Below are 26,162 nucleotides of genomic sequence, written 5' to 3' on the forward strand. Positions count from 1 at the left end.
CATAGACAGGCTCCGTCCTGTGTGATCGGCCACAGCGCCCGCCCCGCCCGTCCGGCGCGCCGACGGCGCCGCGCCCGGCGCGCGGGTGCGGCCCGCACGGTTCGTACGCCCAACCGGCGTACGCTTCCTGACGCAGCGGCCGACGCCCGCCGCGATCGGCCGAAACCCACTGGCGCGCCCGCGCCACGGCGGCGCCGCCCGCGCCCGGGCCGTCGACGCCGACCCGTACCGGTGGATATGGTCGGTCCCCATGGCTGGCAGACCGCCGGGCGAAACGCCCCAGACGACTGCGACGAGGCCCGGCGCCGCCACGGCGCCCGACCCCGTGACGGCCCGGTTGCGCAAGAAGCTCCGCCGGGTCCGCCGAAGGCTGCGCACCGCCGGTGTCGACTACTTCCGCGGCGGCGCCGCCGACTGGCCGGTGCTCTGCGTGCTGGCCCTGCTCGTCCCGCTGCTGATCCTGCTCAACATCTGGATCCCCGCCTGGGTCCCGCCCACCTCACTGGTCCTGCCGATCCTGGCCGCCGCCCTGCTGCTGCGCCCCGGCAGCCTGGTGGTGCTCTACGCGCTGGCCGCGCTCGGCCTCTCCGCCGAGTCCGTGATCCACACCGGCCAGCGGGTCGCCAGCGCCGATCCGGACGCCTACACCTACGGCGTCACCCCCGGCGCCGCCCTGGTAGTCGGCGCGGCCGGGGTCGGCGGCCTGCTGCTGGCCCAGTTCCGCAGCCGGGTCGGCGTCCCCTGGTGGGGCGGTTCCACGATGCTCTTCGACCTGCGCGAGCGGCTGCGGGTGCAGAGCCGCGTCCCGGAGCTGCCGGACGGCTGGCACGCCGACATGGCGCTGCGCCCGGCCGGCGGGCAGTCCTTCTCCGGGGACTTCGTGGTCGCCGCCCGGACCGGCCCCGCCCAGCGGGTGCTGGAGGTGGTCCTGGCGGACGTCTCGGGCAAGGGCATGGACGCCGGTTCGCGGGCCCTGCTGCTCTCCGGCGCCTTCGGCGGCCTGGTCGGCTCGCTGCCCGCGCACGACTTCCTGCCCGCCGCCAACGGCTACCTGCTCCGCCAGTCCTGGGAGGAGGGCTTCGCCACCGCCGTCCACCTGGTCCTCGACCTGGACACGGGGGAGTACGAGCTCCTCTCGGCGGGCCACCTGCCCGGGATGCAGCGGCTCGCGGGCGCCGGGCGCTGGGAGATCAAGGAGACCACCGAGGGTCCGCTGCTCGGCATCTACGACGGCGCCAAGTTCGAGGGCGTGCGGGGCCGGCTCAACCGCGGCGACGTCCTGATGCTCTGCACCGACGGCATGGTCGAGGCGCCCGGCCGGGACCTCTCGGACGGGATGGACCGGCTGATGGGCGAGGCCGACCGGCTGGTCCCCGGCGGCGGTCCGGGCGCCGGCGCGGGCGCCGCCGCCCGGCTGATCGAGACGGTCGCCCGGGACATCAACGACGACCGCGCCGTCCTGCTGCTCTGGCGCGACTGACCGCGCGTCCCCGCCGGTCCGGCCCGGGAGGCCCTGACCGGGCCGGTTCCCCCCGACGGGCGGGCGGGCGGTTCCCGGGCACATGCCGCGGGCAGCTGCTGTCAAGCCTGGGAGCTGATCTTCGGCCATTTCCGACCCGCCGTCGCCGGAGCGGACCAGCCCGTTCCGGTCCGGCCCGCCGACCGTTTCCCGGCCGCTCAGCGGCGCCCCACCGACGATTCGTCAGAACGGCTCCGCTATCGTCTCGGTCGGCGGAAACTCGTCTCGCATCGCAGGATATCGGCGTTCGGCTGACAGTCAGACCTTTACGCAATCGGCACGGTCGACCACACTGAGTCCGGGCGGGACTGGTCAGGACTCGGGGGATGGGGGCGCCACATGCGGCACGACGGACACCGTCCGGCCGTACCGGACTCCCTTCCGGCCGCGACACGTCGGACGAACTGCCGTTCCGCCTCGGGACCGTCGGACAGGCCGGGGTCCGGCTTCGCAGGGGTCAGCCGATGGCGCCCCGCTATGAAACGAGGAAGTGAGTCCGGGTGGCACTCTCCGTCTCCGCACTGGTCCTGTTCGGCGTCATCTGCTTCATCTTCATCCGCAACAAGCAACTGAAGGTCGGGCACGCGATCCTGGCCGCCCTGTTCGGCTTCATGCTCAACCAGAGCACGGCCGCCAAGCCGATCCAGGACTTCCTGAGCCAGATCGCCAAGAGCATCTCCAACATCGCCAGCTGACCCCCGGCCCCGGTCGGGGCCCCGAGAGCGGGTTCAGCGGGGGAGGAGGCCGGCCGTCCGGGTCACCGGTCGGCCCGTCTGGCCTGCCGCCAGCGGGCGAACAGCCCGCGGGCCCGGGCCGCCGCCAGGGCCCGCGGCCGAACCGTGACGGGCGCCGCCACGCCCGTCGGCGCGGTCGTCACCACCGCCGTGTCCGGGGCCGTCAGCAGCACGAACAGCCGTGCCCAGCACAGCCGTTCGCCGCGCGGCCAGTCCAGCGCGCGCAGCGCCGCCGACGCGGCCTCCGACACCTCGCCGTTGACCCGGACCTCGGCGACGTCGTCCCCCGACTTGCCGCCGAGGAAGAGCTTCACCCCGTTCAACTGCCGCCCGGCCAGGTCCGGCAGCAGCGCGGGCGCCAGGGCGGGCAGCACCCGGTGCTCCGCCAGCCAGCCGGCCAGCCGTTCGTTGCCGAAGCCGAACACCGCCGCCGGCCCCTGCACGGCGTGCCAGCCGGGCAGTTCCGCGTGATCGGCGTGGTCGGCGTACTCGCCGCGGCGTTCCCGCAGTTCGACCAGCGCCGCCGCGGTGGTGGTCGCCCACATCCGCACCGCGTTGTCGAGCTTCTCCTCCTCGGTCTTGCCGAGGCCGGCCGAGCAGTCCCAGACCACCGGCGCGTCCGCCCGGCCCAGCCGCAGCACGAAGCCCAGGTCGACGTGGCCGGCGCCGTCGATGCCGGGGTGCTCCCGGACGGCCACCGCGGTGGTGCCCGGACCGCGCACCACCTCGCCGTCGACGGTGAATTCCTGCCCGAAGCGTGCCATTTCCCGGACCACAGAGCGCTGTATGACGGCCAGTCGGTCCTGGGGACGCACCGGACACTCCTCCACCCTCGGGTTCGCAGCGTTCTCGAACTGCTCTCGAACTACTTTCGAACGCCGCCGAGGCTATCGGCCCGGAGCCCTGCCGGGAAACCGACGCGGACCGCCGCCCGTCGGCGCGAGCCCGGCTCTCCGGTCGCAGAAATGTCCCCTATGCACCATTTTGGGTAGCGGCAACCGTAGGCCACCCGCCTGGAGAACCGCATGCCCCGCACCGACCTGACGCCCGCTCCGCCGCTGCTCACCCCGGACGGCACCGGCCTGGTCGCCGAGATCGAGGCGTACCTCGCCACGCTGCCCGCTCCGGCGCGCGCCCCGGCGCCCTACCTCCGGCCGCCGTACGTCTGCCCGCTCGGCTCGACCGTGCAGCCGTGGCACGCCGGCCACCCCTCGCCCCGGGCCACGCTGCTGGACCGCGCGCTGCGCCGGCCGCCCCGTCCGGTGCCGGTGAGCGCCGCCGAGCACCTGCGGCTGGCCTCCCGCTACATCGGAGCGGCCGGCTGGCTGCAGGGCGCGATGTGGGACGGCGCCGGCCGGGTCTGCCTGCTCGGCGCCCAGGCCGCCGTCCTCGCCCACGGCTACGGGACCCCGGACACCGTCCGCACCGCCCGGACGCAGCTGATGGAGGTGTTGCACGCCACCGGCCGGCCCGCGGCCTCCCCGGACGAGTTCAACGACCGGCCCACCACCCGGCAGGCCGACGTCCACCAGTTGCTCGACCGGGCGGCGGCCCGCGCCGGACGGCTCGGCCTCTGACGGACCGCCGGGCGGCCCCGGTGCCGACGGGCGGCGCCGGGTGCTGACGGGCGGCGCCGGGTGCTGACGGGAGGCCGGGAAACGCGACGGCCCCGGTACGACGGTGACGTCGTGCCGGGGCCGGGCGGTCGGAGCGGGTGACGAGAATCGAACTCGCGTGACTAGTTTGGAAGACTAGGGCTCTACCATTGAGCTACACCCGCGCGATCCTCCGGCCGTCGCCGGACGGAAGGTCGGGAACAGCGTACCTGGTCCGGTCGCCCGAGCGCACACCACATTCGTTCCGGGGCCCCGGATATGTCGCCGACCGGGCGGGGCCCGGCGTGTACGCTTCCTCTCGGCACCACGGGGTGTGGCGCAGTTTGGTAGCGCGTCCGCTTTGGGAGCGGAAGGCCGTCGGTTCGAATCCGGTCACCCCGACAGTGCGGCAGGGTCTCGTCCTCGGCGGGGCCCTGTTGGCGTCTCCGGGGGCCCCGAGGGGTCCGGTCGCCGGCCCGTGGGCGCGGAAGATCGGGCCTGTTGTCCTTTTCGGCCCGGTCCGGCATGGTGAATGGTTGACCTTTCACCAAATGCTGGAGCCCGGATGAGCCCGATGAGGATGAACCCCAAGATCGCGGTCGGAGTCGTCTTCGTCGCCTCGCTCTTCATGTCGATCATGGACACCACGATCGTCAACGTCGCCCTGCCGGCGATCGGCCGGGAGTTCGGCACCGATCCGGCCGGGGTCGGCGTGATCAACGTCGGCTACCTGGTCAGCCTGGCCGTCTTCGTCCCGCTCTCCGGCTGGCTGGGGGACCGCTTCGGCACCCGGCGGGTCTTCCTCGCCTCGCTCGCCCTGTTCACCGTCGCCTCGCTGCTCTGCGGCGCGGCCGGCTCGATGACCTCGCTCACCCTCTACCGGATCCTCCAGGGCGCGGCCGGCGGCCTGCTCACCCCGGTCGGGATGACCATGCTCTTCCGGGCCTTCCCGCAGGAGGAGCGGATGCGGGCGACCCGCATCCTGATGCTGCCCACCGCCGTCGCGCCGGCCGCCGGGCCGGTGCTCGGCGGCTGGCTGGTGGACGGCTGGTCCTGGCACTGGGTCTTCATCGTCAACGTGCCGGTCGGCCTCGCCGCCCTGGTCTTCGGGCTGCTCGCGCTGCCGGACTACCGCGCCGAGCGGGCCGGGCGCTTCGACGCGGCCGGCTTCCTGCTCTCCGCCGTCGGCTTCGGCGCCGCGATGTACGCGCTCTCCGAGGGCGCGTCGCAGGGCTGGGGGAGCGCGCGGATCGTGGCCTCCGCGCTCGTCGGCGGCTGCGCGCTGGCGGCCCTGGTCGTGGTCGAGCTGCGCCTGCCCGAGCCGATGCTCGACCTGCGGCTCTTCCGGGACCGCATCTTCCGCACCACCAACCTGCTCTCGCTCTTCTCCGGCGCCGCCTTCCTCGGCATGCTCTACCTCTTCCCGCTGCTGATGCAGGACGCGCTCGGCATGGACGCCCTGCACAGCGGTCTGATGGTCTTCCCCGAGGCGCTCGGGGTGATGCTCGCCTCCCAGATCGCGAGCCGCCTGTACCCGAGGATCGGCCCGCGCCGGATCCTGGCCACCGGCTCCGCCGTGGTGGCCTGCTGCCTGGCCCTGATGGCCACGATCGGGCCGGACAGCAACCTCTGGGCGGTCCGCGCCCTGATGTTCGTCACCGGGTACGCGATGTCGCACGTCTTCATGCCCTCGCAGACCGCCGCCTTCGCCACGATCGGCGCCCGCGACACCGGGGCCGCCTCCACCCTCTACAACGCGCAGCGCCAGCTCGGCTCCGCGCTCGGGGTCGCGGTGCTCGGCACCGTGCTGACGGCCGTGGGGGCCGTCACCGTGAACGCCTCGGGTACGCCCGTGGCGAACCTCGCCGCCTACCGGGCGGCCTTCCTCACCGCCGCCGGCCTGGCGCTGGCGGCGGCCGCGATCTCCTTGCTGGTACGGGATTCCGACGCCGCCGCCACCATGCGCGCGGTACCGGCCGGGGGTACCGGTGAGGGGGCGGCGGAATCCGTCGCGGAGCCCGTCGGGAAGGGCTGAGCGACCCCCGGCGGCGACGTCCTGGCGTCCGCCTTTCGTGGTACCGGTAGGATGGGGCGCTGGCGGTAGTCCCTGTGGCGTCAACCCAGGTCAACCGCACGAGGGCGAGGAGTCACGCTCACCGTCCACCCCCCACGGGAGATGCAGCTCCAACCGCCCATCGCCCGTCTCGCCCGACCCGCCCGCACCGGCCCAGGCCGGCGTCGATGGGGAGGGCGGAGGCAACCTGACCGCAAGCCCATAGGAGACCAAACCGTGAAGAGCGCCGTCGAGACTCTGAACCCGACCCGGGTTCGACTCACCGTCGAGGTGCCCTTCGAGGAGCTCAAGCCCAGCCTCGACGCGGCGTACAAGAAGATCAACCAGCAGGTCTCGGTCCCGGGCTTCCGCAAGGGCAAGATCCCGAACCGTGTCATCGACCAGCGTTTCGGTCGTGGCGCCGTGCTGGAGGAGGCCGTCAACGACGCCCTCCCGCGCTTCTACACGCAGGCCGTCGACGAGGGCAAGATCGAGGTCCTCGGCCAGCCCGACATCACCAACATCGAGGGTGTCGAGACGATCGCCGACGGCGGTGACCTGAAGTTCACCGCCGAGGTCGACATTCGTCCCGAGATCACCCTTCCGGACTTCTCGACCATCGAGGTCACCGTCGACCCGATCGTGGTCACCGACGAGGACGTCGACAAGTCGCTGGAGCAGCTGCGCGAGCGCTTCTCCTCGGTCAAGGACGTCGAGCGCGCCGCGGCCGCCGGCGACATCGTGGTCGTCGACCTGGAGGCCAAGGTCGACGGCGAGGTGCCGGAGGACGGCATCGCCAAGGCCGTCAGCTACGAGATCGGCTCCGGCCGTCTGATCGACGGCATCGACGACGCCGTCGTCGGCCTGGAGGCCGGTGGCACCGCCACCTTCTCCACCGAGCTCAAGGGCGGCACCCAGGCGGGCAAGACCTCCGAGGTCACCGTCACCGTCACCGCCGTCCAGGAGAAGGAGCTCCCCGAGCTGGACGACGAGTTCGCCCAGCTGGCCAGCGAGTTCGACTCGCTGGAGGAGCTGCGCGGCGACTCCCGCAAGCGCCTGGAGCGCATGAAGGAGTACGACCAGGCCACCCAGGCCCAGGAGAAGGTGCTCGACGCGCTGCTGGCGCTGGTCGAGATCGAGTTCCCGGAGAAGCTCCTCAAGGACGAGATCGAGACCCGCAAGCACAACCTGGAGCACCACCAGCTGGAGCCGATGGGCCTCAACCTCGCGACCTACCTGGAGACCCAGGGCAAGACCGAGGAGGAGTTCCTCGCGGAGACCGAGGAGCAGGCGAAGAAGGGCATCAAGACCCAGTTCGTCCTGGACCAGATCGTCGCCGACGAGGAGCTGGGCGTCGACCAGCAGGAGCTCACCGAGCACCTCATCCGCCGCGCCGCCGGCTCGGGCCTGACCCCGGACCAGTTCGCGCAGCAGGTCGTCCAGGGTGGCCAGGTGCCGCTGCTGGTCGGCGAGGTCGCCCGCGGCAAGGCGCTCGCCACCGTGGTCGAGGCCGCCAAGGTCGTCGACACCGAGGGCAACGAGATCAACTTCGACGACGACGAGACCGACGAGTCGGCCGAGACCGTCGCCGCCGAGGCGCCGGCCGCCGAGGCCGACGCCGAGGAGAAGACCGAGGCCTGACCGCCCCGGTCCGACTGACGCAGGAGCGGGCCCGGACGCCGTACGCGGCGTCCGGGCCCGTCGCGTTCCCCGGCCGACCGCGTTCCCCGCCGGTCGCGGCGGCCGGACGCCCCGGCCGCGCCGTGAACCCTGCGCTCACAGCGAACAGTTCGGCGTGAGGGATTCTGCGGCCCGGCCTGCGCGTTAGGGTCCTTGGACAGCAACAATCACACCGTGATACCCGGAAGCTGTGCGACACCGTGAGGGCCGTGGCACGGCCCTCCAAATCGACTGAGCAGGTGGCTAAGTGACGTTCCCGCAGATGCAGATGCCTGGCCCGATGGCGCCGCACGCCGCCTCTGGTGACGTGCTCGGCGGCCTGGGCGACCAGGTCTACAACCGGCTGCTCAACGAGCGGATCATCTTCCTCGGCCAGCAGGTCGACGACGACATCGCCAACAAGATCACCGCCCAGCTGCTCCTGCTGGCCGCGGACCCGGACAAGGACATCTTCCTCTACATCAACTCCCCGGGCGGCTCGATCTCGGCCGGCATGGCGATCTACGACACCATGCAGTACATCAAGAACGACGTCGTCACCATCGCGATGGGCATGGCCGCCTCGATGGGCCAGTTCCTGCTGACCGCCGGCGCCAAGGGCAAGCGCTTCTCGCTGCCGAACGCCAACATCCTGATGCACCAGCCGTCCGCCGGTCTCGGCGGCTCGGCCACGGACATCCGCATCCAGGCGGAGCAGCTGCTCCGCACCAAGAAGCGGATGTCCGAGCTGATCGCCTTCCACAGCGGCCAGTCCTTCGAGCAGATCACCGCGGACTCCGACCGCGACCGCTGGTTCACGCCCGAGGAGGCCCTGGAGTACGGCCTGATCGACGCGATCATGCACAGCGCCGCGGACGTCCCCGGCGGCGGCGGCACGGGCGCCTGAGCCTCGGCCCGGCTCCCACGAGACCACAGCCACAACGCTCCGGAGGACTAGAACCCCCATGAACATCCCCAGCCTGTCCAGCGCCAAGGCACGCGTCGAGGACATGCGCGCCGAGGGCCGCTACATCGTCCCGCGCTTCGTCGAGCGCACCTCGCAGGGCATCCGTGAGTACGACCCGTACGCCAAGCTGTTCGAGGAGCGCATCATCTTCCTCGGCTCGCAGGTCGACGACGTCTCCGCGAACGACATCATGGCTCAGCTGCTCTGCCTGGAGTCGATGGACCCGGACCGCGAGATCCAGATGTACATCAACTCGCCCGGTGGCTCGTTCACGGCGCTGACGGCCATCTACGACACCATGCAGTACGTGAAGCCGGACATCACCACCGTCTGCATGGGCCAGGCCGCCTCCGCCGCCGCCGTGCTGCTCGCGGCCGGCACCCCCGGCAAGCGGATGGCGCTGCCGAACGCCCGCATCCTGATCCACCAGCCGTACACCGAGACCGGCCGCGGCCAGGTCTCGGACCTGGAGATCCAGGCCCGTGAGATCTTCCGGATGCGCGAGCAGCTGGAGGAGATGCTCTCCAAGCACTCCAACAAGTCGGTGGAGCAGGTCCGCGACGACATCGAGCGCGACAAGATCCTCACGGCCGAGGAGGCCGTCGAGTACGGTCTGGTCGACCTCGTCATCTCCACCCGCAAGGCCTCGCTGACCTCCTGAGGCCGGCACTCTCCCGCCCTGCCCCCGTCGGGGCGGGGCGAAGCTCCCGGGCGGGGCGCGCAAGGAGTCGCGCGCCCCGCCCCCGGCGCATCGGCGGCGCGGCCGCCGGCATCTGTTCGGTATCAATTCGCCCAGGGCGTAGGGCAGACCTGGCGAAGAGGACGGAATCAGGGGCCCGGCAGAGTACCGTCGGATAGCGAGACCGGGCGCCGTCGGCGTGTACGGTCCACAGCACCAGGCCCCGGAACCCCCGCGGGGCCCCTGGCGAAGGGGAAGCACCTCGTGGCACGCATCGGAGACGGTGGCGACCTGCTCAAGTGCTCGTTCTGCGGCAAGTCGCAGAAGCAGGTGAAGAAGCTGATCGCCGGCCCAGGCGTGTACATCTGCGACGAGTGCATCGACCTGTGCAACGAGATCATCGAGGAGGAGCTCGCCGAGACCTCCGAGGTGCGTTTCGAGGAGCTCCCGAAGCCGCGCGAGATCTACGAGTTCCTGGACCAGTACGTGGTCGGCCAGGACCTCGCCAAGAAGGCGCTGTCGGTGGCGGTGTACAACCACTACAAGCGCGTGCAGGCGGGCGAGGCCGGCCGAAGCGGCGGCAACGGCCGTGAGGACGCCATCGAGCTGGCGAAGTCCAACATCCTGCTGCTCGGCCCGACCGGCTCCGGCAAGACGCTGCTCGCGCAGACGCTGGCCCGGATGCTGAACGTGCCGTTCGCGATCGCCGACGCCACCGCGCTGACCGAGGCCGGGTACGTCGGCGAGGACGTCGAGAACATCCTGCTGAAGCTGATCCAGGCGGCCGACTACGACGTCAAGAAGGCCGAGACCGGGATCATCTACATCGACGAGATCGACAAGGTCGCCCGCAAGAGCGAGAACCCGTCGATCACCCGGGACGTCTCCGGCGAGGGCGTGCAGCAGGCCCTGCTGAAGATCCTGGAGGGCACCACCGCCTCGGTGCCGCCGCAGGGCGGGCGCAAGCACCCGCACCAGGAGTTCATCCAGATCGACACCACCAACGTGCTGTTCATCGTGGGTGGCGCGTTCGCCGGCCTGGAGCGGATCATCGAGGGCCGCGCGGGTGCCAAGGGCATCGGCTTCGGCGCGAACATCCGCTCCAAGCGGGAGCAGGACGCCAGCGACCACTTCCGTCAGGTGATGCCGGAGGACCTGGTCAAGTTCGGCATGATCCCCGAGTTCATCGGCCGCCTCCCGGTGATCACCAGCGTGCACAACCTCGACCGCGAGGCGCTGCTGCAGATCCTCACCGAGCCGAAGAACGCGCTGGTCAAGCAGTACCGCAAGCTCTTCGAACTGGACGGCGTCGAGCTGGAGTTCTCCCGCGACGCGCTGGAGGCGATCGCCGACCAGGCGATCCTGCGCGGCACCGGCGCGCGCGGCCTGCGGGCCATCATGGAGGAGGTGCTGATGTCCGTGATGTACGAGGTGCCCTCGCGTCAGGACGTCGCCCGCGTGGTGGTCACCGGGGACGTCGTCTCCAAGCACGCCATCCCCACGCTCGTCCCGCGTGACATGATCAAGCGGGAGCGGCGCGACAAGAGCGCCTGACCTTCCGCGTGAAAGGGCCCCCGGAGACCGTCGGTCGGTCTCCGGGGGCCCTCGCGTTCCGCGCCGCGGGCGGAGGAGGTTACTTCGCCACCTCGGCGACCGCGCGCAGGTCGCGGGCGTCGGCCGCGAGCTTCTCCAGGTCCGGCGCCTTGCCGTCCTCGGGCGCCTGCATCAGCAGCACCAGGGTGCTGTTGTCGGCCCAGGCGCAGATGCCCAGGTCGGTGCCGGACTGGGTGGCCTTGGCGCACTCCATGGTGCCGCCCTTGGAGCCGGCGTCGACCGCGTGCCGGTCGGTGACGGCGGGGCCGCCGGACGAGAAGCCCTTGAACATGGCGTCCAGCTCCTGCTTCGGGAGCAGCACCTTGCCGTAGCCGCCGACCACGATGAGCTGGGGCTCCTCCGAGGAGTCCTGGTAGACGGCGCTGACGCCGGTCGGGTTCCAGGCGCCGTCGCCCTTGCCGAACTCGGAGGTGATCTCCTTCTCCATCGCGTCGGCGATCTCGTTGTCGGTGTCCTTCGTGAGGTCCTTGAAGGTGGCCGGCAGGACGATCTTCTGGGTGCCCGCGTTGGACGTCACGTCGAAGACGAAGTAGGCGAGACCGCCGCCGATCAGCGCCAGCACGCCGACGAACACGCCGAGCAGGATCCAGAGCGTCTTGCGGGACTTGCGCGGCGGAACCGGGGCGTACGCGCCGTAGCCCGGGTAGCCGGGCTGGCCCTCCGCGGGCGGGAAGCCGGGCGGCGTGCCCTGCGGCGGGACGGCGCCCCAGGCCTGGTCGGCCGGGGGCGGCGGGGGCGTCGCGCCGTAGCCGGGCTGGGGCGGCACGGGAGCGCCGCCCTGGGGCTGTCCGGCGGGCGGCGGCGGGGCTCCGTACGGGGTCTGATCGGTCACGATGGCCCTTTCTGGGGACGGGAGGGGACGGGAGGGGACGGGACGGCGGACGTGACGCACTCCCACCCGGAGCCGGGTGGCAGGTGTGAGGGTGAGCGGCGCCGGGGCTACTTGGCGACGACCATGGCGGAGCGGATCGCCCGGGTCTTCTCGGCGGCCTGGGCCGGGGTGAGCGCGGTCTGGGCGGCGCCGGTGAGGCTGGCCTTCAGGAAGGAGACCCGGGCCGTGGTCGACTTGTCGGCCCAGATGCAGACGGTGGACTGCGACTTGCCGCCGAGCACGCCGTAGACGCCGCAGGAGAGCTTGGCCGAGGAGTTGTGGCTGTCCTGGGCCGGGAACTCCGCCAGCGGGGTGGTCCAGCTGCCGCCCTCACCGGGCTTCTCGGAGTCCTTCATGATCTTGTCCGGGTCGTCGAGGTTCCCGTAGACGCCGATCACGCTGATGGTGTCCAGCGGGTCCGCGCCCTTGGCGTAGCTGGCGACCAGCACGTGCAGGTCGGTGCCGAGCTTGGAGGTCTCGGCCTTGCTCGGGTCGGCGGCCTGCTCCTTGGCGGACTTCTGGGTGTAGCCGTCCGGCAGCGACTGGGCGGCGGTGATCTTGTACTTCCCGCCGGTGTCCCCGCCGAGGACCTTGTAGAGGCCGAAGCCGCCGCCGCCCAGCACCAGGGCCCCGATCACCAGACCGACCACCAGCCCGGCCCTGCTCTTCCTCGGCGGCGGCGCGACCGGGTAGCCGGGCGCGCCGTACGGGGCCTGCGGGGCGCCGTACGGGGGCTGGGGCGCGCCGTACTGCGGGGCCGGGGCCCCCTGCTGCGGATAGCCGTACTGCTGCGGCGGCTGGCCGTAGGGCGGCTGGGCGGCCCCGTAGGGCGGCTGCGGCTGCGGTGCGCCGTAGGGCTGCGGTGCCCCGTACGGCTGCGGCTGACCCTGCGGATACTGCTGACCCTGGCCGTACATCTGCCTGTGCTCCCCCGCCGCACCCGCGGCCTGTCGTGATGAAGTCCTCCGTGTCCCTACCAAGGACCGGACGATTGTGCGGGCACGTTATCGCACAGGGCCGACGGCCCGCCCGGGTCGGGCGCGAGGGGCCCGGACCGAAAGCGGTTCGTAACCCACGTCCCCAGGTACGTAAACTGTGCGTCGTGACCGACACCACGAACCAGCGCCCCGTGAGCACTCACGCCGGGGACGACGCAGCCACCCTCCCGACGACCTACGCTCCGGCGGACGTAGAGGGCGAGCTGTACGAGCGCTGGGTAGAGCGCGGTTACTTCACGGCCGACGCCAAGAGCGACAAGCCCCCGTACACCATCGTCATCCCGCCGCCGAACGTCACGGGCAGCCTCCACCTGGGCCACGCCTTCGAGCACACGCTGATCGACGCCCTCGTCCGCCGCAAGCGGATGCAGGGCTACGAGGCCCTCTGGCAGCCCGGCATGGACCACGCCGGCATCGCCACCCAGAACGTCGTCGAGCGCGAGCTGGCCAAGGAGGGCAAGTCCCGCCACGACCTCGGCCGGGAGGCCTTCGTCGACCGGGTCTGGCAGTGGAAGGCGGAGTCCGGCGGCCAGATCTCCGGTCAGATGCGCCGCCTCGGCGACGGCGTGGACTGGTCCCGCGAGCGCTTCACCATGGACGAGGGGCTCTCCCAGGCCGTCCAGACCATCTTCAAGAAGCTCTTCGACGACGAGCTGATCTACCGCGCCGAGCGCATCATCAACTGGTGCCCGCGCTGCCTCACCGCGATCTCGGACATCGAGGTGGAGTACCAGGACGACGACGGCGAGCTCGTCTCCATCCGCTACGGCGAGGGCGGCGCCTCGATCGTCGTCGCCACCACCCGGGCCGAGACGATGCTCGGCGACACCGCGGTCGCGGTCCACCCGGAGGACGAGCGCTACCGCCACCTGGTCGGTACCGAGATCGAGCTGCCGCTGACCGGCCGCCGCATCCCGGTCGTCGCCGACGCCCACGTCGACCCGGAGTTCGGCACCGGCGCCGTCAAGGTGACGCCGGCCCACGACCCGAACGACTTCGAGATCGGCCAGCGCCACGGCCTGCCGTCGATCGCCGTCATGGACGAGCACGCGGTCATCACCGTGCACGGCCCGTTCCAGGGCCTGGACCGGCTGGAGGCCCGCTCGGCCATCGTCGGCGCGCTGCGCGCCGAGGGCCGGATCGTGGCGGAGAAGCGGCCGTACGTCCACTCGGTCGGCCACTGCTCGCGCTGCAAGACCACCATCGAGCCGCGGCTGTCCATGCAGTGGTGGGTCAAGGTCGGCCCGCTCGCCCAGGCCGCGGGCGACGCGGTCCGCGACGGCAAGGTCAAGATCCACCCGCAGGAGATGGAGAAGCGCTACTTCGACTGGGTCGACAACCTCCACGACTGGTGCATCTCGCGCCAGCTCTGGTGGGGCCACCGGATCCCGGTCTGGTACGGCCCGGCCGGCGAGATCGTCTGCGTCGGCCCGGACGAGCAGCCGCCGACGGGTGAGGGCTGGCACCAGGACACCGACGTCCTGGACACCTGGTTCTCCTCCGGCCTGTGGCCCTTCTCCACCCTCGGCTGGCCCGAGCAGACCGACAGCCTGGCGAAGTTCTACCCGAACGCCGTCCTGGTGACCGGCTACGACATCCTCTTCTTCTGGGTCGCCCGGATGATGATGTTCGGCCTCTACGCGATGGACGGCACCCCGCCGTTCCACACCATCGCGCTGCACGGCATGGTCCGTGACCAGAACGGCAAGAAGATGTCGAAGTCCTTCGGCAACGTGGTGAACCCGCTGGACTGGATGGACAAGTACGGCTCCGACGCGCTGCGCTTCACGCTGGCCCGCGGCGCCAACCCGGGCGTCGACGTCCCGATCGGCGAGGACTGGGTCCAGGCGGCCCGCAACTTCGCCAACAAGATCTGGAACGCCACCCGCTTCGCGCTGATGAACGGCGCCACCGTCGAGGGCCCGCTGCCCGCGCCGGAGGAGCTGACCGCGGCCGACCGCTGGATCCTGTCCCGGCTGAACAGCACGGTCGCCGAGGTGGACGCGCTCTACGAGGACTACCAGTTCTCCAAGCTGTCCGAGGCGCTCTACCACTTCGCCTGGGACGAGGTCTTCGACTGGTACGTCGAGCTCTCCAAGACCACCCTCGCCAAGGGCGGCCCGCAGGCCGACGCCGCGCGCCGGGTGCTCGGCGAGGTCCTGGACGTCACGCTGCGGCTGCTCCACCCGATCGTCCCGTTCGTCACCGAGACCCTGTGGACGACGCTCACCGGCGCCGAGTCGGTGGTCATCGCCGACTGGCCGGCGGACAGCGGCTACCGCGACGCGGCGGCCGAGGCCGAGATCGCCACGCTCCAGCAGGTGGTCACCGAGGTCCGGCGCTTCCGCACCGACCAGGGCCTGAAGCCGGGTCAGCGGGTCCCGGCCCGGCTGGAGGTGGCCGGTACCGTGCTGGCCGTCCACGAGGACGCGATCCGCTCGCTGCTGCGGCTGACCGCTCCCGAGGAGGGCTTCTCGGCCACCGCCTCGCTCCCGGTCGCGGGCGCGACCGTGCTGCTGGACCTCTCCGGCACCATCGACGTCGCGGCGGAGCGCAAGCGCCTCGCCAAGGACCTCGCGGCCGCCGAGAAGGAGAAGGCCCAGACGGCCGGCAAGCTCGGCAACGAGGCGTTCCTCGCCAAGGCGCCGGACGACGTGGTCGCCAAGATCCGGACCCGTCAGGAGGCCGCCGAGGCCGACATCGTCCGGATCACCGCTCAGCTCGCGGCGCTGCCGCAGGCCTGACCGGCCGGCTCACCAGGGGCCGCACTCCGCCGACGCGGGGTGCGGCCCCTCGGCGTTCGCGCGGACTTTCGGCCGGGCGCCGGCCGGGCCGGCGGGAGCGCTCCGGCCGGCCGCTCCGGCCGAACGGTGAAATCGGCCCTCTAATAGCCCAGTGCCATTGCTCTGTTCCGGCGAATATTCATCATGGACCGGGTGAAGTCCTATTCCGCCCGAATTCATTCCGGTCTTGCCCGCGCGGGTTCGCGGAAGTTTGCAGGTCGGCTGTGTACGGTGTGACGGAGTTTCGCCAGCCGACGACCGACGGGAGGGCATGGCGTGATGGTGACCGAGAAGTTGGCCGACGAACTGCCGGTGGAAGCGGTCCAGGAGGCCAAGGGCAGGGCGGCGACGCTGCTGCTCGCGTTCCGGCACGGGAACCAGCTCGCCTTCGACCACGCGCTGGACCGGCTCTTCGAGGAGCACGCGGAGCGCGAGGTGACCACCCTGCTGGCCTGGATCGCCGCCGAGGCGGTCCGCAAGGCGTACGCGCCCGAGGTGGGCGACCGGGTGCTGCACGCGATGGCCCGCCGCGCCCCGGCCGACTGCGGTGCGGTGGCGGTGGACGAGGACACCGCCGACGCGGCCCGCCTGATCGAGGCGGTGGCGGCGGGCGAGGTGACCGAGGTGCGCGGCCTGGTGGCCGCCACCGCCGACACCACCTTCCTGCTCGGCGGCCTGCTCCAGGGCGTCGCCATGATGCTGCCGCTGCTGCCCGAGGGCGAGCTGGCCGAGATCACCGCCGAACTGCGGCGCCGGCACTGCGGCCCGTGCCCCGAGATCCCGGAGGCCCGGGCCGGGGTCTGAGACCCGGCCCGGACCCACGGGGCCGCGCCTACGGCATCGCGTGCAGGTGCGAGCCGACGGTGCCGGCGATGCCGCCGCCGGCCTTGGCGTCCCAGTTGGTCGACCAGGTCATCGCCCCGCCGATGCCGGGCCACTTGGTGTCGGGCTTGAAGCTCCCGCAGTTGGTGCCGGCGGCCAGGCAGTCCAGGGCGTTGTTCACCACGGACGGGCTGACGTACCCGCCGCCCGCCGCGCTGGTGGAGGCGGGCACCCCGAGCCCGACCTGGTCGGGCCGCAGCCCGCCCTTGAGCTGGATGCAGGCGAGCGCGGTCAGGAAGTTGACGCTGCCCTGGGAGTAGACCTGCCCGTCGCAACCGAGCATCGCGCCGGAGTTGTAGTACTGCATGTTGACGATGGTGAGGATGTCCTTCACGTTCAGCGCCAGCTTGAAGTACTCCATCCCGGTCGACTGCATGTCGATGGTCTGCGGCGCCATGGTGAGGACGAACCCGCTGCCCGCCTTCGCCGCCAGCGCGTGCAGGGCCTGGCCCATGTAGGTGGCGCTGACGCCGTTCTCCAGGTCGATGTCGATCCCGTCGAAGCCGTAGCTCTGCATCAGGGCCCAGGCGGTGTTGGCGAAGGTGGTGGCCGAGGCGGAGCTGTTCACCGAGACGGTGCCGTTCTGGCCGCCGATCGAGAGCACCACCTTCTTGCCGGCCGCCCTCTTGGCCGCGATGTCGGCCTTGAACTGCGCGTCGGTGTAGCCGCCGAGCTTGGCCGACAGGGCCGGGTCCAGGGTGAAGCTCAGGCCCCCGGGTGTGCCGGTGGCGTCCGCGAAGGAGACCGCGATGATGTCGTACGCGGCCGGGACGTCGCTGATCCGCTGCACCGTGGCGGTGTTGTCGAAGTTCTGCCAGTAGCCGGTCAGCAGGTGCTTGGGCAGCCCCGGCCGGGTCGGCGTGACGGTCGGGGTGACCGTCGGCGTCCCGGTGGGCGTCTGGGTCGGGGTCGTGGTCGGCGTCGCGGTGGGGGTCGCAGTCCCGGTCGGGGTGGGCTTCGGGTCGCCCGGCCCGATCAGCGAGACGTCGTCGGCCAGGTAGGAGGGCTGGCCGTACCAGCCGTGCAGGTAGACCGTGACGCTGGTGGTGCCGGCCCCGGTGGTGAAGGTGGTGGAGAGCTTGGACCAGCCCGCCGAGTTGGTCCAGGTGCCGGGGTCCGTGCCGCCGGTGCCGCGGGCGCCGAGGTAGACGTAGGAGCCCTGCACCCAGGCGCTCAGGGTGTACGTGGACGAGGGCTTCACGGTGACGGTCTGGGTGCACTCGCCGGTGTCGCCCGAGCCCGGGGTGGCGCGCAGCGCGTACGAGCCGGAGTGGACGGTGGCGGTGTCCGCCGCGGCGCCGGACGGACAGGTCCAGTGGCCGAGGTGGTCGGCGGCCTCGAAGCCGCCGTTGTCGATCACGTCGACGTCGGCGGTCGCCGCGCCGGAGGCGCTGGTGGCGACGACCAGGCCGCTCAGGCCCAGGGCGATCGCCGAGGCGCCGGCGAGCAGGGTGTGGACGACGCGGGCGCGCCGGTGTCGGGCAGGTGGCATGACTCCATCTCCTGTGGGGGGAGACCGTCGGCTCACGTGGGGGAGAGCCGTCCGGCTGTCGCTGGTGCGGGAGCTACCGACAACTCAAGTCCCTGTCGGGGGAGGAGACTTGCCCTCACAAGGTGGAGTAGACCAATCCGGCTGTCAAGAGTGCCTGTCCGGGCGTCAGGCGGCGGCGGGCTCCGACCGCGCGGCGAGCCCTGCCGTCAGCCGGGCGATCCGGGCGGAGGCCAGGCCGTCCCCGTAGGGGCTCGGGGTGGCCGCCAGCCGGGCGAGCCGCTCGGGGGTGTCGGCCAGCCAGGTCCGGGCCAGCCCGCCGAGCTCCTCGCCGGGGGCGACCAGGGCGGCGAACCCCGCGTCGACGGCCTCCGGGCGTTCGGTGGAGCGGCGCACCACCAGCAGCGGGCGGCCGAGCACGGTGCACTCCTCCTGGACCCCGCCGGAGTCGGAGACCAGCAGTGCCGCGTGCCGGGCCAGGCCCAGGAACTCCGCGTACCCGACCGGCGCGGTCACGGCGATCCGCTCCAGCAGGCCGTCCAGCGCGAACCGCTCGACGGCGGCCGCGGTCCGCGGGTGCATCGGGAACAGGACGGGGGTGCCGGCCCGGGCGATCCGGTCCAGTTCGGCGAGGACGGCGCCCAGGGCCTCGGCGCTGTCGGTGTTCTCCGGCCGGTGCACGGTGGCCAGGACGTAGCCGTCCGGCTCCAGCCCGTGCGAGGCCAGCAGCGCGGTCCGGGCGGCCCGGTCGGGCAGCCGGCGGTGGACCACCTCGACGACGGTGTTGCCGGTGACGGTGATCCGTTCCTCGTCCAGCGACTCGGCGCGCAGGTTGGCCGCGTTCTCCGCGGTGGCGGCGCAGAGCAGGTCGGAGACGTGGTCGACCATCACCCGGTTGTGCTCCTCGGGCATCGCCCGGTCGAAGCTGCGCAGCCCGGCCTCGACGTGCACCAGCGGGATCTCCCGGGCGTTGGCGGCCAGCGCGCCGGCCAGGGTGGCGTTGGTGTCGCCCTGGACGACGACGGCGGCGGGCCGGTCCTCGGCGAAGGCGGCGTCCAGCTGGCCGAGCGACTGGGCGATCTGGCCGGCCCGCGGGCGGCCGCCGACGCCGGTCAGCAGCTCCGGCCGGGGCAGGTCGAGGTCGCGCAGGAAGCGGCCGGACAGCGCCTCGTCCCAGTGCTGGCCGGTGTGCACCAGCCGGGTCGCGGCGCCGAGCTCGTGGATCAGCGGGGCGAGCTTGACCAGCTCGGGGCGGGTGCCGAGGACGACGGCGACACTGGCGGGCGGCAGCGGGGGAAGGAACGGGGACACGGTGGAACTCCGGACGGGTCTGGGCGGGACGGCGGGATCGCCTGCGGGCATCGAGGGTGTCGAGGCGGAAGCGGGTGGAAGGCGGAGCGGGCACGGCTCAGGTCTCGAGGGCGGTGGGGGCGCCCACCGCGACCTTCTCGGCGTTGCGCCTGGTCTTGGCCCAGCCGTTGCGGCCGAGCAGCAGGCGGACGGCGGCCCGGGTGGCGACCACGAACAGGTGGTAGGCGTAGAGCCAGACCAGGACGCCCCAGAGCAGGCCGGTGAGCCGGCTCCGGTCGGGGTGGACGCGCCGGCGGTAGGCGAAGCCCCAGAGCACCATCGGCAGCGTCGCGATCACGAAGGCGGCGGCCATCAGCGGCCCGAACCGGGCCTGGAAGGCGACGGTGTCCTCGGGGAACAGCGCCAGTCCGGCGGCCGTGATCCCGAGCGACAGCGGCGTGAGCACCACCAGCAGCACGCAGACCACCGGCTGCAGGAAGGTGTACAGCACCTCGGCCTTGCCGGCCCAGCGGTAGTGCGGCGAGCGCAGCACCCGCCCGGTGTAGCGCAGGCACTGCATGTTGCCCTGGGCCCACCGGGTGCGCTGCGTGAGGAAGCGGCGGAGCGAGACCAGCCCCTCCTGGGACACCCGGGCCTCCGTCACGTGTGTCAACCGCCACCCGGCCAGCCGCAGTTCGAGACCGGACTCGTAGTCCTCCAGGAGGGCCCGCTCCGGCCAGGGGCGGCCCTCGCGGCCTTCGTCGGCGGTGAGCGAGTCCAGCGCGGTGAGCCGGACGAACTGGCCGTTGCCGCCGAGACCGACGCTGCCGGTGCGCCGGCGCAGCAGCTGCATGCCGGCGTTGTTGGCCTGGAACTCGACGTCCTGCATCCGGACCAGCGCGCGGGCCAGCGCGTTGGCGGTCCGGCCGCGGCCGGGCAGCGGCCGTTCGTCGTCCGCGTTGCGCATCCGGACGCCGATCTGCACGGCGCCGGTGTCGGGGCGGGCCAGCGCGTGGTCGGAGCAGACCAGGCCCAGGGTGCCCGGCTCCAGCTCGCCGTCGGCGTCGACGACGCCGATGATCACCCGGGCGCGGTCGGCGTCCTCGGGCAGCCAGGCGTCGACGCTCCGGTAGGCGGCGTTGAGCGCGGCGCCCTTGCCGATCCGCGCGTGCGGACGGCGGCGCTGGACGAGGTGGATCCGGTCGTCCCGCTCCGCGGCGGCCAGGACCAGCTCGCGGGTGCGGTCCTCGCTGTCGTCGTCGATCACCCACAGGTGCGCCTCGGGGGCGGCGGCACGCAGCCCGGCGAGGGTCTGGGTGACGACGGCCTCCTCGTCCCGGCAGGGGATCAGCAGGTGCCACTGGAAGGCGGCCGGATCGCCCGGCTCGGCGGGCCGGTCGTGCCGGAAGGCGTGCCGGGAGCCGGCCCAGTAGAGGAGGAAGCGGCCGAACACCAGGACCATGTAGGCGAGGAGCACCAGCGACAGCAGCTCGGCGAGCTGGACGACACCGCTCCGATGGACCAGGAACGACTCGCGCAGGGCGTCGGGCATGGGACTGTCCTCCTGGTGATCAAAGGTGATGCGTCTCCCTGGGGTGCGAATCGATGCTTCATTGCCGTCTGAACTCGCTGAATCAATAGTAAATCGGGTGAATCGGAAAGTCAGGGCAAAGTGGTGGTTCTCACCCCGTCGGGAGCGCGCGACGCCGCTCCGTAGACTGTGCTCGTGAGCGACAAGGCCGACCCGAACCCGTACACCCTCCGCCCCGCCGACGACGGCTCCGGCGACGCCCTGCGCGACGTCGAGGTGGAGCTCTCCAAGCGCTGGCCGGAGAACAAGCTGGAGCCCTCGCTCGACCGGATCGAGGCGCTGATGGACATCCTGGGCCAGCCCCAGCGGTCCTTCCCCTCGATCCACATCACCGGCACCAACGGCAAGACCTCCACCGCGCGGATGGTCGAGCGGCTGCTCAACACCTTCGAGCTGCGCACCGGCCGCTACACCAGCCCGCACGTGGAGTCCGTCACCGAGCGGATCACCCTGGACGGTGCCCCGATCACCCCCGAGCGGTTCGTCGAGGTCTACCGGGACATCGAGCCCTACGTCCGGATGGTCGACGAGCGCGAGCCGGTCGCGATGTCCTTCTTCGAGGTGCTGACCGGCATGGCCTACGCGGCCTTCGCCGACGCCCCGGTGGACGTCGGCGTGATCGAGGTCGGCATGGGCGGCTCCTGGGACGCCACCAACGTGATCGACGCCGCCGTCGCGGTGATCGCCCCGATCTCGCTGGACCACACCGACAAGCTGGGCGAGACCACCGGCGAGATCGCGGTCGAGAAGTCCGGGATCATCAAGCCGGGCTCCATCGCGGTCGTCGCCCAGCAGCAGCTGGACGCCGCCCAGAACATCCTGCGGCGCGCCGTCGAGGTGGACGCGACGGTGGCCCGCGAGGGCATGGAGTTCGGGGTGATCCGCCGTGAGGTCGCCATCGGCGGCCAGCTGGTGACGCTGCGCGGGCTCGGCGGCGAGGAGTACACGGACGTCTTCCTCCCGCTGCACGGCGCCCACCAGGCGCAGAACGCGGCGCTCGCGCTCGCGGCGGTCGAGGCCTTCTTCGGCGTCGGCGGCGCGCGCGGCGGGCAGCTGGACGCGGACAAGGTGCGGCAGGCGTTCTCCGGCGTCGCCTCGCCAGGCCGCCTGGAGGTCGTCCGCCGCAGCCCGACCATCGTCCTGGACGCCGCGCACAACCCGGACGGCGCGCACGCCACGGTGGCCGCGATCGGCGAGTCCTTCGGCTTCACCCGGCTCGTCGGCGTGATCGGCACCAGCGGCGACAAGGACGTGGCCGGCCTGCTGGAGGCCTTCGAGCCGATCCTGGCCGAGGTCGTCATCACCCAGAACTCCACCCACCGCGCGATGGACGCGGACGCGCTGGCCGCGCTCGCCGTCGAGGTCTTCGGCGAGGACCGCGTCCAGGTCGAGCCCCGGCTCGACGACGCCATCGCCGCCGCCGTCACCCTCGCCGAGGAGGACGGGGACCTCGGCGGCGCCGGGGTGCTGGTCACCGGTTCGGTCATCACGGTGGGCGAGGCCCGCCTGCTGCTCGGGAGGAAGTGACGATGAGGACGCTCTGTTCCTCGACGCTGATCGGCGAGGCGCTGCTGGCGCTCTTCGCCGGGCTGGTGGCCATGCAGCTGTCCGACGTGCCGACCGCCACCGTCTGGACCGTGACGGGCATCGCGATGGCGCTGTGCGTGCTGCTCTGCGGCATGATCACCCGCCCCGGCGCGGTCGCGATCGGCTGGGTGCTCCAGCTCGGCCTGATCGCCAGCGGCTTCATCCTGCCGACCATGTTCGGCCTGGGCGTGGTCTTCGCCGGACTCTGGTGGTGCTCGGTGCACTACGGCCGGAAGATCGACGAGTTCAAGGCCGCCCGCGCGGCCGGCGCGGTCCCGGCGGCATAGGGCCCGGGCTCGCCCGAGGCCCGCTGCTCACGCAAGGTAACCTCTGCGGTAGTCGCACTCCGCACCGCGAACCGGGTGCGCGCCGAACCGAATTCCCAGGAGACGCACCGTGTCCCAGCGCACTCTCGTCCTGCTCAAGCCCGACGCCGTCAAGCGCGGCCTGGCCGGCGAGATCATCAGCCGCATCGAGCGCAAGGCCGGCTGGCGGCTCGCCGCCGTCGAGCTGCGGACCTTCGACCGGGCGACGCTGGAGCAGCACTACGCGGAGCACGTCGGCCGCCCGTTCTACGAGCCGCTGCTGGAGTTCATGACCTCCGGTCCGTCGATCGCGCTGATCGTCGAGGGCGAGGAGGTCGTCCCCGGCATCCGGATGCTGGCCGGTGCGACCAACCCGCTGGAGGCCGGTGCAGGCACCATCCGCGGCGACTACGCGACGATCACTCGGGAGAACCTGATCCACGCCTCCGACTCCACGGAGTCCGCCGAGCGCGAGATCAAGATCTTCTTCCCGACGCACGCCTGAGCACCACCCAGGACCTTCGGGTGCCCCGGTCGGGACCATTGGCCCGGCCGGGGCATTCTTATCGTGAAATAGGGAACTGGGGACGCCGACACGGCGTCCCAATGCTCGGAGAAGCGATCACGCTCCGGACAATGGACGGTATGCCCCACGTCGACGTCCGTACTGGCGGGCGTGACTACGATGGACGCGACTCATGGGCCCGGTACGGCTGGTCAGCTCGTCTTCGCCCAAGCCGTGGGCGCGCTCCCTCGTCCACCCCCCGCAATGACTCCGAGCCCGGGAAGGCACCTACACCCCATGGCAACCAACCTGTCGTTCATCGGCCGCGATCTGGCGATCGACCTCGGAACCGCCAACACGCTGGTGTACGTCAGGGGCAAGGGGATCGTGCTCAACGAGCCGTCCGTGGTCGCGGTCAACACCAACACCGGCGGCATCCTGGCGGTCGGCGCCGAGGCCAAGAAGATGATCGGCCGCACGCCCGGCAACATCGTCGCCATCCGCCCGCTCAAGGACGGCGTGATCGCCGACTTCGAGATCACCGAGCGGATGCTCCGCTACTTCATCCTCAAGATCCACCGCCGCCGCTACCTGGCCCGCCCCCGCGTCGTGGTCTGCGTTCCCTCGGGCATCACCGGGGTCGAGCGCCGCGCCGTGATCGAGGCCTCCTCGCAGGCCGGCGCGCGCCAGGTGCACATCATCGAGGAGCCGATGGCCGCCGCGATCGGCGCCGGCCTGCCGGTCCACGAGGCCACCGGCAACATGGTGGTCGACATCGGCGGCGGCACCACCGAGGTGGCCGTGATCTCGCTCGGCGGCATCGTCACCGCGCAGTCGATCCGGGTGGCCGGCGACGAGCTGGACAACGCGATCGTCCAGCACATCAAGAAGGAGTACTCGCTCCTCCTGGGCGAGCGCAGCGCCGAGCAGATCAAGATGAGCATCGGCTCCGCCTTCGCGCTGGAGGGCGAGAAGGACGAGCACGCCGAGATCCGCGGCCGCGACCTGGTCAGCGGCCTGCCCAAGACCGTCGTCATCTCGGCGGCCGAGGTCCGCGAGGCCATCGACGAGCCGGTCAACTCGATCATCGACGCGGTCAAGACCACCCTCGACCAGTGCCCGCCCGAGCTCGCCGGCGACGTCATGGACCGCGGCATCGTGCTCACCGGCGGCGGCGCCCTGCTGCGCGGCCTGGACGAGCGGCTGCGCCGCGAGACCGGCATGCCGATCCACATCGCCGAGAACCCGCTGGACTCCGTGGCGCTCGGCTCCGGCAAGTGCGTCGAGGAGTTCGAGGCCCTCCAGCAGGTACTCGACGCCCAGCCGCGCCGTTAGCAGAAACGTCAGACCTTGTAGTCAACTGAACGGCCCCCGCCCGGGCCCACAGCCCGGGTGGGCGGCCAGGTACGAAGGGGCAGTACCAGCACCGTGAGGGACACACGAGAGAGCCGGCTACTGCTCATCCTGCTGGTGGCCGTCGCCTTCGCGCTGATCACCGTGGACATCAAGGGCGGCGAGAGTTCGCCGCTCGGCGGCGCCCGGCGCGCCGCGGCAGGCGTCCTCGGCCCGGTCGAGCGCGGCGCCGCCACGGTGGTCGACCCGGTGGCCGACACCGTCCGCGCGTTCCGCGACGCCACCGGCCACAGCGGCCGCACCGACCAGCTGGCCCGCGAGAACACCGAGCTGCGCCAGAAGCTGGCCTCCTCCGACATGGCCGGCGGACGCACCAAGCAACTCGACGACCTGCTGCGCACCGCCGGCTCCGGCGGGTACACCGTCAAGGCCGCCCAGGTGATCGCGATCGGGCCGGCGCAGGGCTTCTCCTGGACCATCACCATCGACGCCGGCGGTGACGACGGCCTCACCCGGGACATGACGGTGATCAACGGCCAGGGCCTGGTCGGCCGGATCACCACCGTCGCCCCGACCACCTCCACCGTCCTGCTCGCCTCCGACCCGGGCTTCAGCGCCGGGGCCCGGCTGGAGGGCAGCGGGGAGATCGGCTTCGCCTCCGGCGGCGGCACCAGCGCGATGAAGGTCTCCCTGCTCAACGGCAAGGCCCAGGTGAAGGAGGGCGACCGGCTGGTCACCTTCGGCTCGCAGAGCGGCCGCCCGTTCGTGCCCGGAGTCCCGGTCGGCAAGGTGGTCCAGGTCGAGGCGACCCCGGGCCAGCTGACCAAGACGATCCTGGTCGAGCCCTTCGTCCAGTTCACCCGGCTGGACCTGGTCGGCGTGGTGGTCGTGCCGCCGCGCACCGACCCGCGCGACGCCGTCCTGCCGCCGGCCCCGGCCGCCCAGGGCCAGGCGGCGGCACCGGCCCCGGCCGCGCCCGCCGTCCCGGCCGCCGCCGCCCCGCCCGCCAAGACCACTGGGGGGAACTGAACCATGCGCCTCGCCCGCGTCCCCGTCACCGCCGTCCTCGTCCTGCTCGGCCTGATCCTTCAGGTCAGCGTCTTCGGCAGGCTCCAACTCCCGGGCGCCACACCGGACATACTGCTCCTCGTGGTGGTCGGCCTGGCGATGGTCTACGGGCCGACCGGCGGCTGCCTGGTGGGCTTCGCCGCCGGCCTGCTGGCCGACCTCGCGCCGCCGTCCGACCACGCGATCGGCCGCTACGCGCTGGTGCTCTGCCTGATGGGCTACGCCGCCGGACTGCTGCGCCCCGACCACGGCCGGCAGCGCTCGGTCTCCAGCGCGCTGCTGGTGGTGGCCGCCGCGGCGGTCGCCTCCACCCTGCTGTACGCGATGGTCGGCGCCCTGGTCGGCGACACCGCCGCCCGCCACGTCGGCCTCGGCAGCCTGGTGCTCACCGCCCTGCTGTACGACCTGCTGCTGGCGCCGTTCGTCGTCCCGGCGGTGATGCTGATCGGCCGCCGCTTCGGGCGCGACCCGGTGGCCGCCGCGGCCGGTGACGACGAGGGCGGCCCTGGGCTGGGCACGCTCGCCCGCTACCGGACGACCCGTGAGACCTCGTCCGGGCCGGGCTACAAGAAGCGGCGCTCGCTCGGCTTCGCCAAGCGGCCGTAGCCCCCGGCCCCCGC

The 26,162-nt window shown here is 72.0% G+C and carries 22 protein-coding genes and 2 tRNA genes; 17 read left to right on the forward strand and 7 right to left on the reverse strand.

Going from position 1 to position 26,162, the window contains the following annotated elements:
* The first annotated feature begins 250 nt into the window (after positions 1 to 250).
* Both ACFWA9_RS24065 and ACFWA9_RS24070 read left to right on the forward strand, forming a co-directional pair.
* Positions 251 to 1,480: a PP2C family protein-serine/threonine phosphatase gene (locus ACFWA9_RS24065; RefSeq protein ID WP_352289197.1), complete on the forward strand. Its 1,230-nt coding sequence runs from the start codon at positions 251 to 253 to the stop codon at positions 1,478 to 1,480.
* A 539-nt stretch (positions 1,481 to 2,019) separates the two neighbouring features.
* Positions 2,020 to 2,214, forward strand: a complete 195-nt coding sequence (locus ACFWA9_RS24070; RefSeq protein ID WP_329487645.1) for a hypothetical protein — start codon at positions 2,020 to 2,022, stop codon at positions 2,212 to 2,214.
* A 62-nt stretch (positions 2,215 to 2,276) separates the two neighbouring features.
* Here ACFWA9_RS24070 and ACFWA9_RS24075 read toward each other — a convergent pair whose 3' ends face one another.
* The gene (locus ACFWA9_RS24075) at positions 2,277 to 3,017 is read right to left on the reverse strand and encodes a DUF6348 family protein (RefSeq protein ID WP_359811622.1); all 741 of its coding nucleotides are present in this window, start codon (positions 3,015 to 3,017) and stop codon (positions 2,277 to 2,279) included.
* A 261-nt stretch (positions 3,018 to 3,278) separates the two neighbouring features.
* Here ACFWA9_RS24075 and ACFWA9_RS24080 point away from each other — a divergent pair, with 261 nt between their 5' ends.
* Entirely contained in the window at positions 3,279 to 3,830 is a 552-nt protein-coding gene (locus ACFWA9_RS24080; protein WP_380389648.1) for a hypothetical protein, read from the forward strand.
* 132 nt (positions 3,831 to 3,962) lie between these two features.
* Here the strand turns inward: ACFWA9_RS24080 and ACFWA9_RS24085 are convergent.
* A tRNA-Gly gene (locus ACFWA9_RS24085) sits at positions 3,963 to 4,033 on the reverse strand.
* Between the two features lie 143 nt (positions 4,034 to 4,176).
* Here ACFWA9_RS24085 and ACFWA9_RS24090 point away from each other — a divergent pair.
* The 6 genes from ACFWA9_RS24090 (at position 4,177) to clpX (ending at position 10,760) form a co-directional block, all read left to right on the forward strand.
* Positions 4,177 to 4,250: transfer RNA gene (locus ACFWA9_RS24090), tRNA-Pro, on the forward strand.
* A 163-nt stretch (positions 4,251 to 4,413) separates the two neighbouring features.
* The gene (locus ACFWA9_RS24095; protein WP_380389650.1) at positions 4,414 to 5,883 is read left to right on the forward strand and encodes a DHA2 family efflux MFS transporter permease subunit; all 1,470 of its coding nucleotides are present in this window, start codon (positions 4,414 to 4,416) and stop codon (positions 5,881 to 5,883) included.
* A gap of 255 nt (positions 5,884 to 6,138) precedes the next feature.
* Complete coding sequence (gene tig / locus ACFWA9_RS24100; RefSeq protein ID WP_329487641.1) at positions 6,139 to 7,542, forward strand: trigger factor; 1,404 nt, start codon at positions 6,139 to 6,141, stop codon at positions 7,540 to 7,542.
* A gap of 307 nt (positions 7,543 to 7,849) precedes the next feature.
* The gene (locus ACFWA9_RS24105; protein ID WP_305067940.1) at positions 7,850 to 8,467 is read left to right on the forward strand and encodes an ATP-dependent Clp protease proteolytic subunit; all 618 of its coding nucleotides are present in this window, start codon (positions 7,850 to 7,852) and stop codon (positions 8,465 to 8,467) included.
* Between the two features lie 58 nt (positions 8,468 to 8,525).
* On the forward strand, positions 8,526 to 9,188 hold the full coding sequence (locus ACFWA9_RS24110; RefSeq protein WP_327676905.1) for an ATP-dependent Clp protease proteolytic subunit: 663 nt from the start codon (positions 8,526 to 8,528) through the stop codon (positions 9,186 to 9,188).
* A gap of 282 nt (positions 9,189 to 9,470) precedes the next feature.
* Positions 9,471 to 10,760, forward strand: coding sequence for an ATP-dependent Clp protease ATP-binding subunit ClpX (gene clpX / locus ACFWA9_RS24115; RefSeq protein WP_030397392.1), 1,290 nt, complete (start codon positions 9,471 to 9,473; stop codon positions 10,758 to 10,760).
* A 79-nt stretch (positions 10,761 to 10,839) separates the two neighbouring features.
* Here clpX and ACFWA9_RS24120 read toward each other — a convergent pair whose 3' ends face one another.
* Together ACFWA9_RS24120 and ACFWA9_RS24125 are read right to left on the reverse strand one after the other, a co-directional pair.
* Entirely contained in the window at positions 10,840 to 11,652 is an 813-nt protein-coding gene (locus ACFWA9_RS24120; RefSeq protein ID WP_329487639.1) for a hypothetical protein, read from the reverse strand.
* A 107-nt stretch (positions 11,653 to 11,759) separates the two neighbouring features.
* The gene (locus ACFWA9_RS24125; RefSeq protein WP_380389653.1) at positions 11,760 to 12,608 is read right to left on the reverse strand and encodes a hypothetical protein; all 849 of its coding nucleotides are present in this window, start codon (positions 12,606 to 12,608) and stop codon (positions 11,760 to 11,762) included.
* Between the two features lie 212 nt (positions 12,609 to 12,820).
* On the opposite strand from ACFWA9_RS24125, the gene ACFWA9_RS24130 reads away from it, so the two are divergent.
* Together ACFWA9_RS24130 and ACFWA9_RS24135 are read left to right on the forward strand one after the other, a co-directional pair.
* On the forward strand, positions 12,821 to 15,433 hold the full coding sequence (locus ACFWA9_RS24130; protein WP_380389667.1) for a valine--tRNA ligase: 2,613 nt from the start codon (positions 12,821 to 12,823) through the stop codon (positions 15,431 to 15,433).
* Between the two features lie 321 nt (positions 15,434 to 15,754).
* Positions 15,755 to 16,276, forward strand: coding sequence for a hypothetical protein (locus ACFWA9_RS24135; RefSeq protein WP_380389655.1), 522 nt, complete (start codon positions 15,755 to 15,757; stop codon positions 16,274 to 16,276).
* Positions 16,277 to 16,304: 28 nt separating this feature from the next.
* On the opposite strand, the gene ACFWA9_RS24140 is transcribed toward ACFWA9_RS24135, so the two are convergent.
* From ACFWA9_RS24140 to ACFWA9_RS24150, 3 genes are all read right to left on the reverse strand, one after another.
* Positions 16,305 to 17,846: a glycosyl hydrolase family 18 protein gene (locus ACFWA9_RS24140; RefSeq protein ID WP_352289179.1), complete on the reverse strand. Its 1,542-nt coding sequence runs from the start codon at positions 17,844 to 17,846 to the stop codon at positions 16,305 to 16,307.
* 165 nt (positions 17,847 to 18,011) lie between these two features.
* Positions 18,012 to 19,154: a non-hydrolyzing UDP-N-acetylglucosamine 2-epimerase gene (gene wecB, locus ACFWA9_RS24145; protein WP_380389657.1), complete on the reverse strand. Its 1,143-nt coding sequence runs from the start codon at positions 19,152 to 19,154 to the stop codon at positions 18,012 to 18,014.
* A 97-nt stretch (positions 19,155 to 19,251) separates the two neighbouring features.
* Complete coding sequence (locus tag ACFWA9_RS24150; protein ID WP_380389659.1) at positions 19,252 to 20,685, reverse strand: glycosyltransferase family 2 protein; 1,434 nt, start codon at positions 20,683 to 20,685, stop codon at positions 19,252 to 19,254.
* A 174-nt stretch (positions 20,686 to 20,859) separates the two neighbouring features.
* Here ACFWA9_RS24150 and ACFWA9_RS24155 point away from each other — a divergent pair, with 174 nt between their 5' ends.
* The 6 genes from ACFWA9_RS24155 (at position 20,860) to mreD (ending at position 26,148) form a co-directional block, all read left to right on the forward strand.
* Complete coding sequence (locus tag ACFWA9_RS24155; RefSeq protein WP_380389661.1) at positions 20,860 to 22,251, forward strand: bifunctional folylpolyglutamate synthase/dihydrofolate synthase; 1,392 nt, start codon at positions 20,860 to 20,862, stop codon at positions 22,249 to 22,251.
* Positions 22,252 to 22,253: 2 nt separating this feature from the next.
* Positions 22,254 to 22,598: a DUF4233 domain-containing protein gene (locus ACFWA9_RS24160; protein WP_329487632.1), complete on the forward strand. Its 345-nt coding sequence runs from the start codon at positions 22,254 to 22,256 to the stop codon at positions 22,596 to 22,598.
* Between the two features lie 109 nt (positions 22,599 to 22,707).
* Positions 22,708 to 23,121, forward strand: a complete 414-nt coding sequence (gene ndk / locus ACFWA9_RS24165) for a nucleoside-diphosphate kinase (protein ID WP_329487631.1) — start codon at positions 22,708 to 22,710, stop codon at positions 23,119 to 23,121.
* A 309-nt stretch (positions 23,122 to 23,430) separates the two neighbouring features.
* A complete protein-coding gene (locus ACFWA9_RS24170; RefSeq protein ID WP_305067939.1) occupies positions 23,431 to 24,456 on the forward strand; it encodes a rod shape-determining protein in 1,026 nt (341 codons plus the stop codon).
* A 93-nt stretch (positions 24,457 to 24,549) separates the two neighbouring features.
* On the forward strand, positions 24,550 to 25,503 hold the full coding sequence (mreC, locus tag ACFWA9_RS24175; protein WP_329487630.1) for a rod shape-determining protein MreC: 954 nt from the start codon (positions 24,550 to 24,552) through the stop codon (positions 25,501 to 25,503).
* Between the two features lie 3 nt (positions 25,504 to 25,506).
* Complete coding sequence (mreD, locus tag ACFWA9_RS24180) at positions 25,507 to 26,148, forward strand: rod shape-determining protein MreD (protein ID WP_329487629.1); 642 nt, start codon at positions 25,507 to 25,509, stop codon at positions 26,146 to 26,148.
* Positions 26,149 to 26,162: the final 14 nt, after the last annotated feature.

This window comes from Kitasatospora sp. NPDC059973 (assembly GCF_042737525.1).
In the GTDB taxonomy this organism is placed as follows: Bacteria; Actinomycetota; Actinomycetes; order Streptomycetales; family Streptomycetaceae; genus Kitasatospora.